General features: G+C 72.1%; 12 protein-coding genes. 1 reads left to right on the top strand and 11 read right to left on the bottom strand.

Features of this window, described 5'->3' with window-relative positions:
- Positions 1-16: 16 nt before the first annotated feature.
- The 10 genes from AC13HU_RS15935 to AC13HU_RS15890 form a co-directional block, all read right to left on the bottom strand.
- Positions 17-1,309 carry an ABC transporter permease gene (locus tag AC13HU_RS15935; RefSeq protein ID WP_483042522.1) on the bottom strand — a complete coding sequence of 431 codons (1,293 nt, stop codon included), beginning with the start codon at positions 1,307-1,309 and terminating at the stop codon, positions 17-19.
- On the bottom strand, positions 1,306-2,421 hold the full coding sequence (locus AC13HU_RS15930; RefSeq protein WP_483042521.1) for an ABC transporter permease: 1,116 nt from the start codon (positions 2,419-2,421) through the stop codon (positions 1,306-1,308). Before AC13HU_RS15930 ends, AC13HU_RS15935 begins: the two co-directional genes overlap by 4 nt.
- Positions 2,418-4,112 (bottom strand): ABC transporter ATP-binding protein, encoded by a 1,695-nt coding sequence (locus AC13HU_RS15925; protein WP_483042524.1) that lies wholly within the window; start codon positions 4,110-4,112, stop codon positions 2,418-2,420. The genes AC13HU_RS15930 and AC13HU_RS15925 overlap by 4 nt, the downstream gene beginning before the upstream one ends.
- Positions 4,113-4,290: 178 nt before the next feature.
- The gene (locus AC13HU_RS15920; RefSeq protein ID WP_483042520.1) at positions 4,291-5,319 is read right to left on the bottom strand and encodes a BMP family lipoprotein; all 1,029 of its coding nucleotides are present in this window, start codon (positions 5,317-5,319) and stop codon (positions 4,291-4,293) included.
- A gap of 154 nt (positions 5,320-5,473) precedes the next feature.
- The gene (locus AC13HU_RS15915) at positions 5,474-6,781 is read right to left on the bottom strand and encodes a M20 family metallopeptidase (protein ID WP_483042519.1); all 1,308 of its coding nucleotides are present in this window, start codon (positions 6,779-6,781) and stop codon (positions 5,474-5,476) included.
- Positions 6,782-7,033: 252 nt separating this feature from the next.
- Complete coding sequence (locus AC13HU_RS15910; RefSeq protein ID WP_483042518.1) at positions 7,034-8,281, bottom strand: MFS transporter; 1,248 nt, start codon at positions 8,279-8,281, stop codon at positions 7,034-7,036.
- Positions 8,272-8,790, bottom strand: coding sequence for a MarR family winged helix-turn-helix transcriptional regulator (locus tag AC13HU_RS15905; protein ID WP_483042517.1), 519 nt, complete (start codon positions 8,788-8,790; stop codon positions 8,272-8,274). The genes AC13HU_RS15910 and AC13HU_RS15905 overlap by 10 nt, the downstream gene beginning before the upstream one ends.
- A gap of 110 nt (positions 8,791-8,900) precedes the next feature.
- Complete coding sequence (locus AC13HU_RS15900) at positions 8,901-9,548, bottom strand: hypothetical protein (protein ID WP_483042516.1); 648 nt, start codon at positions 9,546-9,548, stop codon at positions 8,901-8,903.
- A complete protein-coding gene (locus AC13HU_RS15895; RefSeq protein ID WP_483042515.1) occupies positions 9,545-11,077 on the bottom strand; it encodes an ATP-binding protein in 1,533 nt (510 codons plus the stop codon). The genes AC13HU_RS15900 and AC13HU_RS15895 overlap by 4 nt, the downstream gene beginning before the upstream one ends.
- A 15-nt stretch (positions 11,078-11,092) precedes the next feature.
- A complete protein-coding gene (locus AC13HU_RS15890) occupies positions 11,093-11,773 on the bottom strand; it encodes a response regulator transcription factor (RefSeq protein WP_483042514.1) in 681 nt (226 codons plus the stop codon).
- Positions 11,774-12,049: 276 nt separating this feature from the next.
- On the opposite strand from AC13HU_RS15890, the gene AC13HU_RS15885 reads away from it, so the two are divergent.
- Positions 12,050-12,871: a DUF3152 domain-containing protein gene (locus AC13HU_RS15885; RefSeq protein WP_483042513.1), complete on the top strand. Its 822-nt coding sequence runs from the start codon at positions 12,050-12,052 to the stop codon at positions 12,869-12,871.
- Positions 12,872-13,008: 137 nt separating this feature from the next.
- Here the strand turns inward: AC13HU_RS15885 and AC13HU_RS15880 are convergent, their stop codons facing one another.
- Positions 13,009-14,064 carry a hypothetical protein gene (locus AC13HU_RS15880; protein WP_483042523.1) on the bottom strand — a complete coding sequence of 352 codons (1,056 nt, stop codon included), beginning with the start codon at positions 14,062-14,064 and terminating at the stop codon, positions 13,009-13,011.
- Positions 14,065-14,074: the final 10 nt, after the last annotated feature.

Raw genomic sequence — 14,074 nt, 5'->3', positions numbered from 1 at the left:
CCTCCGGCGTCGTCCGTCATCCGCTCTGCCCCTTCCGGTACGGGAGGCCGTCCGCCTTCGGCATTCGCAGCCGCTGCGCCGACAGGCCCATGACCAGCAGCGTCACGACATACGGCGTGCCCTCCACGATCTCGTCGGGCACGGAGTCGGTCAGCAGGTACCAGACTGCCAGCAGTACCGCGAAGCCCAGCGCCACGGCCGCGCCGATCCGCGCGCCGCGGTAGAACTTCCACACCGCCATGGCCAGCAGCAGGATCGCGATCAGCAGCAGCAGCGCGTGCACGGACGGGCCGCCGTTGCGCAGTTGGAGGCTGTCGGCGTAGCCGAAGAGTCCGGCGCCCATGGCCAGACCGCCCGGCCGCCAGTTGCCGAAGATCATCGCGGCCAGACCGATGTAGCCGCGACCGCCGGTCTGCCCTTCGAGGTAGAAGTGCGTGCTGATGGCGAGGAACACCCCGCCGAGCCCGGCGAGTCCACCGGAGATGATCACCGCGGCGTACTTGTACGTGTAGACGTTGACGCCCAGCGACTCGGCGGCCACCGGGTTCTCGCCGCAGGAGCGCAGCCGCAGCCCGAACGGCGTGCGCCACAGGATGAAGAACGTGGCCACGAACAGCACGATGGCCAGCAGCGTGATCGACGAGATGTCGGTGACCAGGCCGCCGATGATGCCGGCCACGTCGGAGATGACGAACCAGTGGTGTTTCTCCACGCTGTCCAGCCAGTGCGACAGGCCGGGCACGGTGAACTGCTTGGCGTTGTCCATCTGTGGCGACTGCTTGGGCGTGCCGCCCTGTCGCGCGGCCTCGCCGACGTTGAACCAGCGCTTGGCGAGGTAGGAGGTGACACCTGCGGCGAGGATGTTCATCGCGACACCGGCGACGATGTGGTCCACGCCGAAGGTGATGGTGACGATCGCGTGCACCAGGCCGCCCAGGGCGCCACCGAGGACACCGGCCAGCACCGCGACCCACGCGTTGGTCTGCCAGCCCGCCCACGCGCCGAAGAACGTGCCGAGGATCATCATGCCCTCGAGGCCGATGTTGACCACGCCGGCCCGTTCCGACCACAGGCCGGCCAGGCCCGCCCGGCCGATCGGCACCGCGCCGGCCAGCGCGCCCGCGACCTGCCCGGAGGAGGTGACGTCCTCCGCGCCGGTGATCGCGCGCACCGCGGAGATCGCGATCAGCGCGCCGGCGATGATCAGCAGGATCACCGGCAGGGTGAGCTTGATCCGCCCGCCCCCCTTGACCCCGGGCTTGACGCGCGGCGCGGCGGGCGGCGGCGTCCGAGTCGTGGTGGCACTCATGCCGCGACCTCCTGCTTGTCGTCGGTGCCCGCACCGGCCGCGGCGAGTTCCGCGCCGACTTGGCGTTGCTGCCGGGTGAGGCCGTAGCGGCGCACCAGTTCGTACGCGATGACCACGGCGAGCACGATCACGCCCTGGATGACGCCGACGATCTCCTTGTCGTAGCCCTGGAACTCCAGGCCCGCCGAGGAGCGTTCGAGGAACGCCCACAGCAGCGCGCCGACTCCGATGCCGATCGGGTTGTTGCGGCCGAGCAGGGCGACCGCGATACCGGTGAAGCCGATGCCGGTCGGGAAGTCGGTGCCGTAGTCGTAGGACTGGTTGAGCAACGTCGGCATGCCCACCAGGCCCGCCATGGCGCCGGAGATCAGCATGCTGCTGATGACCATCCGCTTGACGCTGACGCCGCTCGCCTCGGCCGCGGACTCCGAGCGGCCGACCGCCCGCAGGTCGAAGCCGAAGCGGGTGCGGGAGAGCAGGAACCAGTAGACGACGCCGGCCAGTACCGCGAAGACGATGAAGCCGAAGACCGGGTCGGTGGCGGTCTTGAAGCTGAACAGGTGGCTGGAGTCCGGAATCGGCTTGGTGGACACCATGTTGGCGTCCTTGTTGAGCACGCCGAGCCGGCCGCCTTGCAGGAAGTAGCCGATCACGATGCCCGCGATCGAGTTCAGCATGATCGTGGAGATGACCTCGCTGACGCCGCGGGTCACCTTCAGCACGCCGGCGATCGCCGCCCACGCCGCGCCGACCGCCATCGCGGTCAGGATGATCACCGGCACCTCGACGATGCCCGGGACGGACAGCGCACCGCCGACCACGGCCGCGAAGAACGCCGCCAGCCGGTACTGCCCGTCGACACCGATGTTGAACAGGTTCATCCGGAAGCCGACGGCGACCGCGAGGCCGGCCAGGTAGTACGTGGTGGCCTTGTTGAGGATGTAGACCTGGCTGTTGGACTTGTTGCCGTAGGTGGCCATCACGTTGAACGCGTGGAACGGCTCCTTGCCGGTGGCCAGCAGCACCAGGGCGGTGACGACCAGCGCGCTGACCACGGCCAGCACCGGCGCGGCGACCCCCAGCAGGGCGCGGTCCTTGTCGAACTTCCTCATCGGTCCTCTCCCCCGGCCGGCTCGGCCGCTCCGGCCGGAGCGGTGTCCCCGGCCTGCCGCTCAAGGTGACCGGACGCGGCGCCGGTCATCGCCGAACCCAGCTGCTCCGGGGTGATGGTCGACGGGTCGGCGTCCGCGACCAGCCGGCCCCGGTACATCACCCGCAGCGTGTCGGACAGGCCGATCAGCTCGTCCAGGTCCGCGGAGATCAGCAGCACCGCCAGGCCCTCACGGCGGGCCTCGCGGATCTGGTCCCAGATCTGCGCCTGCGCGCCGACGTCCACGCCCCGGGTCGGGTGCGCGGCGATCAGCAGCTTCGGCAGGTGGCTCATCTCGCGGCCGACGATCAGCTTCTGCTGGTTGCCGCCGGACAGCGAGGCCGCGGTGACCTCGATGCCGGGGGTGCGTACGTCGTACTCGCGGACGATCCGCTCGGTGTCGCGGCGGGCGGCGGCCGAGTCGATTAGGAAGCCCCGGCTGTTGGGGTGTTCGGTGACATGGCCGAGGATGCGGTTCTCCCACAGCGGCGCTTCCAGCAGCAGGCCGTGCCGGTGCCGGTCCTCGGGGATGTAGCCGATGCCGTCCTCGCGGCGGCGCCGGGTCGGCTCGGCGGTGATGTCGCGGCCGTCCAGCACGAGCGAGCCGGTGTCCGGCTCGCGGATGCCCATGATCGCCTCGACCAGTTCGGCCTGGCCGTTGCCCTCCACGCCGGCGATGCCGAGCACTTCGCCCTTGTGGATGGTGAACCCGACGTCGTCCAGCACGATCCGCTCGACGCCCTCCGGGTCGACCGTGGCCAGCCGCAGATCGGCGACGGTGAGCATCGGTTCGTCGGTGACGGTGGACTCGCGGGTCTCCGGCGAGGGCAGTTCGCTGCCGACCATCAGTTCGGCGAGCTGCTTGGCGGTGGTGTGCGCGGGGTCGGCGCTGCCGACGGTGGTGCCGCGCCGGATGACGGTGATGTCGTCGGCGACCGAGAGCACCTCGCCGAGCTTGTGCGAGATGAAGATGACCGTCAGGCCCTGGGACTTCAGGCCGCGCAGGTTCTCGAAGAGCGCGTCGACCTCCTGCGGCACCAGGACCGCGGTGGGCTCGTCGAGGATGAGGATGCGGGCGCCGCGGTAGAGGACCTTGAGGATTTCCACCCGCTGGCGGTCGGCCACGCCCAGGTCCTCGACGAGGACGTCGGGCCGCACCCCGAGGCCGTACGCGTCCGATATCTCGGTGATCTTCGCCCGGGCCCGGCCGGCTATGCCGTGCAGCTTCTCGCTGCCCAGCACGATGTTCTCCAGCACGGTCAGGTTGTCGGCGAGCATGAAGTGCTGGTGCACCATGCCGATGCCGCGGGCGATCGCGGCGCCCGGGTCACCGAAGGAGACCTGCTCGCCGTGGATCGCGATGGTGCCCTCGTCCGGCTTCTGCATGCCGTAGAGGATCTTCATCAGGGTGGACTTGCCGGCGCCGTTCTCGCCCACGAGGGCGTGCACGGTGCCGCCGCGCACGGTGATGTCGATGTCGTGGTTGGCGACGACCCCGGGGAAGCGCTTGGTGATGCCGCGCAGCTCGACGGCGGCCGCGCTGCCGGGTTGCGACGGCTGCGGCGGGACCGGCGCGGGTGGACTCGTGGACGCGTTGATGACGCACTCCCCTCGGGGAAAGCTCGGGCGGGCGGAACGTGGGGGTGAAGGTATCGCGCCGAGGTGAATCTACGCGCGTTGCGGTCGAGATCCACAGCAGGCAGGCATCCAGAGCACGGGGAAGGCCCGGCAAGGGGGTGCCGGAGCAACCCCCCTGCCGAGCCTCCGTGTTGCGGTCCTGCCGTGGCCTACCGCTTCACCCGGGGCGGGTCACCGAGTGACCCGCGATGGGTCACGGAGTGGACTTGACCTTGACCGCCCCCGAGACGATCTTCTGCTTGGCGGCGTCGAGCTGCGCCTGGATGTCGGCGATGAAGCCACCCGAAGTGGACAGCGAGACACCGCCGTTGGCGAGGTCGTAGGTGTTGGTGCCGGTCTTCGGCTTGCCGTCGTGCACCGACTTGATCAGGTCGTAGACCGCCACGTCGACGTTCTTCACCGCCGAGGTGAGGATCTGGTTCTTGTACTTCGCCAGCGCCGGGTCCTGGTACTGGTCGGAGTCGACGCCGATCGCCCAGGTGCCGGGCTTGCCGGCGATCGTCTGGATCGAGCCGTCACCGGACAGGCCGGCCGCGGTGTAGATGACGTCGTTGCCCTTGTCGAGCATGCCCTTGGCCTTGCCGGTGGCGGCGGCCGGGTCGGCGAAGCCCTTGGAGTCGGTCTCGTACAGGTACTGGTCGGTGACCTGGACCGAGGGCTTGGTGGCCTTGACGCCCTGGTCGAAGCCGGCCTGGAAGGTGCCGATCAGGGTGTTGTGCACGCCGCCTATGAAGCCGACCTTGTTGGTCTTGGTCTTCAGCGCGGCGGCCACCCCGGCGAGGTACGAGCTCTGCTCGGTGGCGAAGACCATGCTGTCGACGTTCTTCGCGTCCACCACGGAGTCGACGATGGCGAAGGTGGTGTCGGGGTACTTCTTGGCTATCGCGGTGACCGCGTCGCCGTAGGTGTAACCGACCGCGATCACCGGGTTGTAGCCCGCCCCGGCAAGCTGGTCCAGCCGCTCCTCGCGGTCGGACTCGGTCTCGTCCTGGCCGGCGGTCTGCTCCTTCTCGCCGAGCTTGAACTCCTTGGTGGCCTTGTCCATGCCGCGGGCCGCGGAGTCGTTGAAGGAGTGGTCGCCACGACCGCCGACGTCGTAGGCCATGCCGACGCCCTTGTCCTTGCCACCGCTGTCGGTGGAGCTGCTGCCGCAAGCGGTGGCGGTCAGCGCGAGGGCCGCGGACACTACGCCCGCGGCAGCGATCTTGGATACCCGGCGCAAGAGGGTCCCCTTCAGTTCGAAAGCGCCCCATCCGGCGCTGGCTAAGCCGGAGCTTAACGCGCGTAGATCCCAGGTAAAGACCGCATGAAGACCCGTTATCGGATCGACGCATTTCGACCAGGTGAAGCCCCGGTAGCCGGGGCTTCACCCCCTGTCAGGACAGCAGCGCAGCGGCGGTGAAAAGCTCCACGCCGACCGCGATCGCGCCCTCGTCGATGTCGAAGTCGCCTTGGTGCAGATCACGCTTGGCGGTGTCGCCGACCGGCCGCACGCCGAGCCGGGCCAGCGCGCCGGGTACGCGCTCCAGGTACCAGGAGAAGTCCTCGCCGCCGAGGCTCTGTTCGGTGTCCTCCACGCTGTGCGCGCCGAACCGGCCCACCATGGCGTCGCGCAGCAACTCCACGGACACCGCCTCGTTGACCACCGGCGGCACCCCGCGCTGGTAGGTGATCTCGCACTTGGCCCGGTACATCGCGGCGACCTGGTCGATCACCTCGTGCACCAGGTCGGGTGCGTCGTGCCAGGCGCCCAGTTCCAGACAGCGGACGGTGCCTTCGAGTTCGGCGTGCTGCGGGATGACGTTCGCCGCGAACCCGGACTCGATCCGGCCCCACACGATGCTCAGGCCCGAACGCGGGTCGACCCGGCGGGAGAGCGCGGCCGGCAGTTCGGTGGCGAGCTTCGCCGCGGCCATCACCAGGTCGGTGGTCAGGTGCGGCCGCGCGCTGTGGCCGCCGGGGCCGTCCAGCGCCAGCTTCAGCTTGTCCGCGGCCGAGGTGATCGGGCCGACCCGCAGCCCGATCCGGCCGACCTCGACCTTCGGGTCGCAGTGCACCGCGAGGATGCGCTCCACGCCGTCGAGCACGTCGGCCTTGATCATGTCGATCGCGCCACCGGGCATGACCTCCTCGGCGGGCTGGAAGACCAGCCGCACCGGGCGCGGCAGCCGCCCTTGCCGGTCGAGCTCGGCGAGCACCAGGCCGGTGCCGAGCACGATCGTGGTGTGCGCGTCGTGCCCGCAGGCGTGCGCACGGCCCTCGACGGTGGAGCGGTACGCGACCGGCTTGGCGTCCGGCACCGGCAGCGCGTCGAGGTCGGCGCGCAGCGCGAGCCGCTGCCGGCCGTGGTCGGCGCTGCCGATGTCGCAGACCAGTCCGGTGCCGGCCGGCAGCACGCGCGGGCTCAGCCCGGCCTGCGCCAGGCGGGCCCTGACCTGCTCGGTGGTACGGAACTCCTGCCGGCCGAGCTCGGGGTGGCGGTGCAGGTCGCGGCGGAAAGCGATCAGTTCGGCGCGCAGCTCGTCGGTCAGTACGGCCTCGGCTGGCGCGCCGGAGGGCGCTGCTGGTGAGTCTTCCACCCAACTCAGGGTATGCCCCACGACCTGCTCCTCATCGGGTGATCGAGAAAAAATGATGTTTGACGGTGTCGGCGGGGAGGAGAAAGAGTCGCCCGATCGGCGCATACCTGGTCATCCTCGGGGGTATGCCCACCCTTTTGGGGGTTCGGGCATGAACACATCCATACTCGCTCAATGAACGAGTGGACGCGAGGCAACGCGGCACCGTTGACGGCACCTCACACGTGCGGCCCCACACGTTACGGCTCCGGTGTTACCGCGACGTGGCGGAATCGTCTCCCGGTGTGGTTGCGGAGAAACAGGGCGTGAGGTCAGGGCGCGGGGTGTGGGGTCAGGGCGTGAGGTCAGGGCGCGAGGTCAGGGCACGGGGTCGCCGGCCGGGTGGGTGGGTGCCCAGCGCAGGCCCGGGGTGCGCGCTGCGATCAGGGCGACCGCGGCCACGCACAGGGCGCCGCCGCTGACCAGCGCCGCCGTACCCGACCAGGCGTGCGCGACCAGGCCGCCGCGCATGTTGCCCAGGTCCGGGCCGGCCTGGCCGACGATCTGCTCGGCCGCGCCGACCCGGCCGAGCAGGGCACTCGGGGTGTGCAGCCGCACGATGGTGCCGCGCGAGATCACCGCGACCGTGTCGGCGGCGCCGGCCACCACCAGGCAGCCCAACGCCACCCACGGCCGCGTCGACAGGCCGAAGAGCGTCAGCGCGACGCCCCACAGCGCCGACCCGCAGAGCATGACCAGACCGGGGCGCGGCAGCCGCGTGAAGGACCCGGACAGCACCGAGGCGCCGATCCCGCCGACCGCGATCGCGGTGAGGAACAGCCCGAGGGTGCGCGGGTTGCCGCCGAACCGCTCGGCGTTGACCAGCGGGAAGAGGCTGATCGGCATGGACAGCACGGTGACGGCCAGGTCGGTGAGCAGGGCGCCGCGCACCGCCGGGGTGCGGGCGAGGAAGGCGAGGCCGTCGGCGACGCCGCGCAGCCCGGGCCGGGCCGGTTCGTCGCCGGGCGGCATCTCCGGCAGGCCGAGCAGGCCGTAGAGGCCGGCGGTGAACGAGAGCGCGTCGACCAGGTAGCAGCCGCCGACGCCCCACGCGCCGATCACCAGGCCGCCGAGCGCGGGGCCGATGAGTATCTGGCCCTGGAACGCGACCCGGTTCAGGGCGAGTCCGGCGGCGAGCGACTCCTTGGGCAGCAGCCGCGGCAGGAAGGTGCCGGACGCCGGTCCCGAGAACGCGCCGAACGACGACTGCACGGCGACCAGGCCGAGCACGGCGACCGCCGGGAAGCGGCCGCCGAGTCCCTGGACGGCGAGCAGCACCGAGCAGGCCGCCTGGCCGCCGGCCATCACCAGGCAGAGCCGGCGCCGGTCCACCCGGTCCGCGACCGCGCCGGCCGGCAGTCCGAGGGCGACCACCGGGATCGCCTGGGCCAGGCCGACGGCGCCGGTCCACACGGTGCTGCCGGTCGACTGCCACACCTGGTACATCACGGCGACGAGCGTCATCTGCGCGCCGAACCCCGACAGGGCGCGGCCGGTCCACAGCCGCCGGAACGCCGGGGAGACGCGCAGCGGGGTCGTGTCGACCAGTAAGTGCCTCACTGCCATGCCGGGTCCTCCGCGAGCAGCGCGGCGATCCGGTCGTGGAAGCTGCGGCGGGCGAGCACCTGCTCGACGTCGGCCACCACCCGGCTGAGCGGGTACGGCAGTTCGGCCTCCAGCTCCGCCAATGCCCGCTCGGTGGCCTGCCATTCAGCGGCCAGCCGAGGCACGATGCGGCGGGACTTCGCGGTGAGGGCGACCCGTTTGGTGCGGGCGTCCGCGCCCGGCACGGTGCGGACCATGCCGGTCTTGCGCAGCGCGGCGACCTTCTGGCTGACCGCGGAGTGGGTCAGGTGCACGGAGTCGGCCAGTTCGGTGATCGTCATCGGGCCGCGCGCGTGCAGGCGCAGCAGTTCCATGACGTGGGTGGGCCGGATGCCGTCGATCGCCGCTTCGGCGTAGACGCGGGCGATGTCGTCGTCCATCGCGCCGAGCAGCAGCCGCAACGGCCGCCACACGCTCTCCTCGGAGGGGTCGTACGCCGCGGGGCCCGGTACCGGATCTCTGCTCGCCATACCCGCGATGCAACAGCACTTATATAAGCACTGTCAAAACATTTCCGCCGCGCGGCGGGGCGGCGGCCACCCCCCGGACGGCGGTGCCGAGGAGGTCCGGACGCCCCGCCCTACGAAGCGGGCGAGGTGGGCGAGGTGGGCGAGGTGGGCGAGGTGGGCGACGCGAACGGGAGCGACACCGGCGGGCATGTCGGGCCGGTCTGTCGCAGGTGCCAGCCGGAGCCGATGACCTCGACCCGCACGGACGCCGGGCTGACCTCGGGGGTGACCGGATCGGGGTCGGCCCGGCCTGCGGCGGGCGGCCGCACGGGCACCGGCTCGGCCGCGGGGAACGCCACCGCGACCGTGCACGCCACCTGCCGCATCGCGAGCGGGTCGAGCCGCGGCACGTCGGCGGGCAGCCGGACCGTGACCGTGCCGCCCCGAGTCCGTACCTCGGCGTCGACCGGTGGCTCGGGCAGCCGGGTCGTGAGGTCGCGTCGCCCCATCGCCGCGGGCCCGGCGAACAGCAGGTTCACCGCCTCGGTGACCGCTTCCGGCCTACCCGACACGATGCGCCCGACCGCCTGGAGCCGGTCGCCGTCCAGGAAGTAGGCGATCGCCTTGGAACGTACCGCCGGGGCCGTCGGCAGCCCCTCCGCCGGGACCCCGACGTCGATGACACCGGTGGTGGGCACCCCGCATCCGGCGAGCAGCACCGCCGCCGCGGCGGCCCCGGCGGCGGTCGCACCCGCGCGCCGCCTGCTCGTACGTCTCATACGTCCCGCCCGAAGCGCCCGGTGGACCGGCCCGGCACGTCCGGCAGGTCGAACGGGTCCGGCCGGCCCGGCAGATCCACCGTGAAGACGGCACCGCCCCCGGGCCCGTTCTCCACCCGGATGCGCCCGCCGTGCAACCGCACGTTCTCCGCGGTGATCGCCAGCCCGAGCCCGCTGCTCTCGCTCCGGGTACGCGCCGAACTCGCCTTGTAGAAACGCTCGAAGACGTGCGGCAGCGCCTCCGGCGCGATCCCGGGCCCGTGGTCGGCGACGACCAGCCGCACCCACCCGCCGGGCCCGTGCGGCCCCTTCTCCGACGGGTCCGCGGTCCGTGCCAGCGACACGCTGACCGGCGGCGCGCCGTGCCGCAGCGCGTTGCCGACGAGGTTGGCCACCACCACGTCGAAGCGCCGCGGGTCGACCGGCATCCGCAACTCCCCGGGCGCGGGCAGCGTTACGTCGACGAGTTCCTGCCAGCCGCGCGCGGCGAGCGTGCGCCGCACCGACTCGGCCAGGTCGATCTCGTCGAGGTGGAGTTCGGCCGCGCCCGCGTCGAACCGGGAGACCTCCATCAGGTCGTTCACCAGCCGGACCAGCCGCTCGGTCTCCTCGCTGATGAGTTGGACGGCCTCGGCGGTGCCGTGATCGAGGTGCGCCACCTCCTCGTCCAGCACGTCGGTCACCGCCGACATCGCCGCCAGCGGGGTGCGCAGTTCGTGCGAGACGTCCGCGACGAACCGGCGGGCCTGCGCCTCCATGCGGCGCAGCTCCGACACGGACCGCTCCAGCGCGACCGCCGTCTCGTTGAACGCCACCGACAGGTCCGCGAGTTCGTCCGAGCCGTTGACGCGGAGCCGGGTGTCGAGGTAGCCGGCGGCCATCCGGCGGGTCGCCTGCCGCAGCGCCCGCACCGGGCGCAGCACGCCGCGGGCGACGAACAGCGCCAGCAGGACCGCCAGGCACAGCGCGGGCAGCGCCGCGCGCTCGACGGCACCGACCAGCGCGGTCACGTAGCGCTGTTCGGTGGTCTGCGGCACCACGAGGTAGAGCGCCAGCCCGGACCCGACCCGCGCGCCGATGCCGGTCCCGTAGACGACGGGCAGGCCGACCACGAGCGAGGAGCCGCCGGCGGTGTGCACGCGCTGGAAGACGGCCACCCGGCGGGTGCGTACCGAGTCGCGCAGCGCGGCGGTCAGTTCGGGGAAGCCGTCGCCGGCCGGGGAACTGGCCCGCAGGTCACCGTAGGTGGCCAGCACCCGCCAGTGCTGGGAGCGGTGCGTGGCGGTGAGGTTGTCCACCAGCGAGGCCAGTTCGGGCAGTTGGGGCGAGGACGGGATGCCGGGGGTCAACGCGTCGACGCTGTCCCGGAACTGGTTGACGACGGTGTCCTGGCTCTGCTGGAGCACCCCGGTGCGGGCCTCGCGGAAGGTCAGGGCGCCGGTGCCGAGCGCGCTCACCACGGCGATCAGCCCGAAGCCGGCGACGAGGCGGAAGCGCAGGCTGCTGACCGCGCCGGGCAACCTGACCATGGCGTCCGGCCGCCCTCACGCCGCGCGGAAGCGGTAGCCGAAACCGCGCACCGTCTCGATGCGGCCGGGGTTGCCGCCGAGCTTGCCGCGCAGCCGCTTCACGCAGGCGTCCACCAGCCGGACGTCACCGTGGTAGTTGTGCTCCCAGACCTGTTCCAGCAGTTGCTGGCGGCTGAGCACCTGGCCGGGCGAGGCCGACAGCGCCAGCAGCAGGCGCAGTTCGGAGGGGGCGAGCGGCACCGGCTCGCCGCGGTGCGTGACCACCATGGCCGCGCGGTCGATGGCCAGGTCGCCGTAGGTCCGCGGGACCGGCCGGGTCCTGCCGGTCGGGTCGGGGTCGGTACGGCGCAGCACCGCGCGTATCCGCGCCTCCAGCACGCCGGCCCGCACCGGCTTGACCACATAGTCGTCCGCGCCCGCCTCCAGCCCGACCACCACGTCCACGTCGTCGCCGCGGGCGGTCACGATGATGATCGGGATCTGGTCGTTCTCGCGTATCCGCCGGCACACGTCGAGCCCGGGTATGCCGGGCAGCATCAGGTCGAGCACCACCACGTCGGGCCGGTGCGGGCGAAGGAGGGCCAGCCCCTCCTCGCCGGTGGGCGCGGCCACGACGGTGTGCCCGCGGTGCCGCAGCGCCCACTCCAGGCCCCGCCGGACGGCGGGGTCGTCTTCGATCAGCAGGACGCGGGACACGGGCATCAGTATGTGCACGCCCGTCGGCGGACGGCCCGGCCGAGCCCCCTTCGATCGTCAACTGTTGCAGAACGGTCACACGGGCCGCGGCTCCGCCAGTGGCCCCCAGCAGGCCACATCCACCAGGTCGTTACGCTTTCGTGACCGCATGGGCCACGCGTCATCATCTACCGGCGCGAGCCTGAAGTCCGCACGCACGGTGCACGGTTGCTCGGCCCTCCCCCTGTCTCGCCGCCCGCACGCGCCGCTGCGCCGTCGACCGGAGAGGGACATGGAATGGGAAGCAGAGCACGGAAGCGGAGGGCGAACCCGCGCTCGGGTGGGAGGGCGTCCCGCGGCTGCGGGCCGTATCTGCTCTTCGGGCTGATCTTCCTGGCGCTGCTCGGGGTGATACTCCACATGGTGCGCTCGGGCGGGCAGGCCCACGCGGGCACCTCGGTGACCGGCCCGCCGGACGGTACGCCCGGCACGCCGGGCACCTCGGGGACCGGCCCGCAGGGCGGTACGCCCGGCACGCCCGGCACGCCCTCGGTCCCGGCGCACGGCTCGGGCGACTTCACCACCGCCCACGCCTCCGCGACGGCGGTCGGACACGGCGACATACGCCGCTACGAGGTGCAGGTCGAGGGCGGCACGGGCATCGCGTCCACGGCCGCGGCGAAGGAGATCCAGGGCATCCTCGCCGACCCGCGCGGCTGGACCGACGACGGCCGCGACGGCTTCCAGCTCGTCTCCTCCGGCCCCGCCGACTTCGTCATCAAGATCGCCACCCCCGACACGGTGGACAGCATCTGCGGCGCCGCCGGCCTGCACACCCACGGCGAGGTCAACTGCGACGTCGGCGCGACCGTCGTGGTCAACCTCAAGCGCTGGATAAACGGTTCGCCGCAGTTCTCCGGACCGATCCACGACTACCGGGCCCTGATCATCAACCACGAGGTCGGCCACCGCATCGGCCACGGCCACGAGGGCTGCCCGGGACCCGGCAAGCTCGCCCCCGTGATGATGCAGCAGATAGACGGCCTGCACGGCTGTATCGCCAACGCCTGGCCCTACGACGCGCGCGGCCACTACATCAAGGGCCCGTCGGTCCCCTGAGCGCGCCGGCCGGGCCGGAAGGCGGCGCGACCAGCAGCGCCACGGCGGTCGGCCGCCGCTCGGCGCGGCGACCGGCCACCCACCGGCAGGCGGTCCCGGAACCGACAGCACCGGCCACCCGGGCGGGTCAGGGCGCCCTACAGGTTGTGGAGGGTGCGGGCCTTGTCCGTGATGTCGGTCAGGAACGTGTGGGCCCGCGGCGAAGCCGCCGAGGTGAGCCACTCCTGCTCGATGTCGCAGACGGTTATCGTCACCCCGGTCCCGGCCAGCGCCAGCGGCAACGTGTGGACGACGGTTGAGGGGAACGAGAGGACCGACCGCCCGATCGGCCCGCGCCGGGCGACCAGTTCGAGCGGCAGGTCCGGCCGGACGATCTCCAGCCCCGTCTCCGCGGCGAGCCGACGCAACTTGGCCGGCGCCTCCCGGCGGTGCGCGAAGTACCGCCGGGCACCGTGCCGTTCGGCGAGCCCGCGCACCACCGCGAGGTACCGCTCGGGATCGACCACACCGGTCTCGACCAGCGACGTGCCGATCAGGTCGGTGCCGGCCAGCGTCCGCGGCGGCCCGAACCGCCCCCGGGTCCACGCGAACCGGTTGGCCCGCACCGTCATCCCGGGCGGCGGTGTGGCCGGCATCGCGCTGAACAGCTCGATCCGGTGCCGCCGGCCAGGGGTGAGCCGGCGGCGCGCGGTGCGGGCGAAGACGCCGAAGGCCACGTCGGCCGGGGAACGGCGCCGCCCGCTTCGGTGCCAGCGCACCAACTTCCCCCCGCGGGAAAGGATTTCGGTGAACTCCATGGTCGCGGTGCCGTCGTCGACCACCGTGATGTCCCTCGCCCGGCACAGCGGCAACAGCACCTGGACCAGCCGGGAGAACGGGTCGCCGATCACCAGCCGCTGCACCCGCAGCAGCGTCGGCGCCAGCGCGCACGCGGTGCGCAGCAACCCGCCGCGGCCACCCCGCGCTTCGTACCACCGCACCAACACGCCCTCGTCCCGGGCGAGTTCGGCCATCCGCTTCAACTGGCCCCGGCTGGTGGGGTCGGCGGGCGAGAGCACCACGATGGTGAGGGGTTCCGCGCGCTCACCGGGTGCGGCGGGCGGCCGGACATGGCCCCACTCCAGCACGTTGAGCAGTTGCACGGGCGACTCGACGAGCGCGACGGCACCCGGTGGGGCGGGCCGGTCGGCCATGGGGGTTCCT

Source organism: Streptomyces sp. NH27, from assembly GCF_056859195.1.
This window is presented reverse-complemented; position numbering and strand designations above follow the sequence as displayed.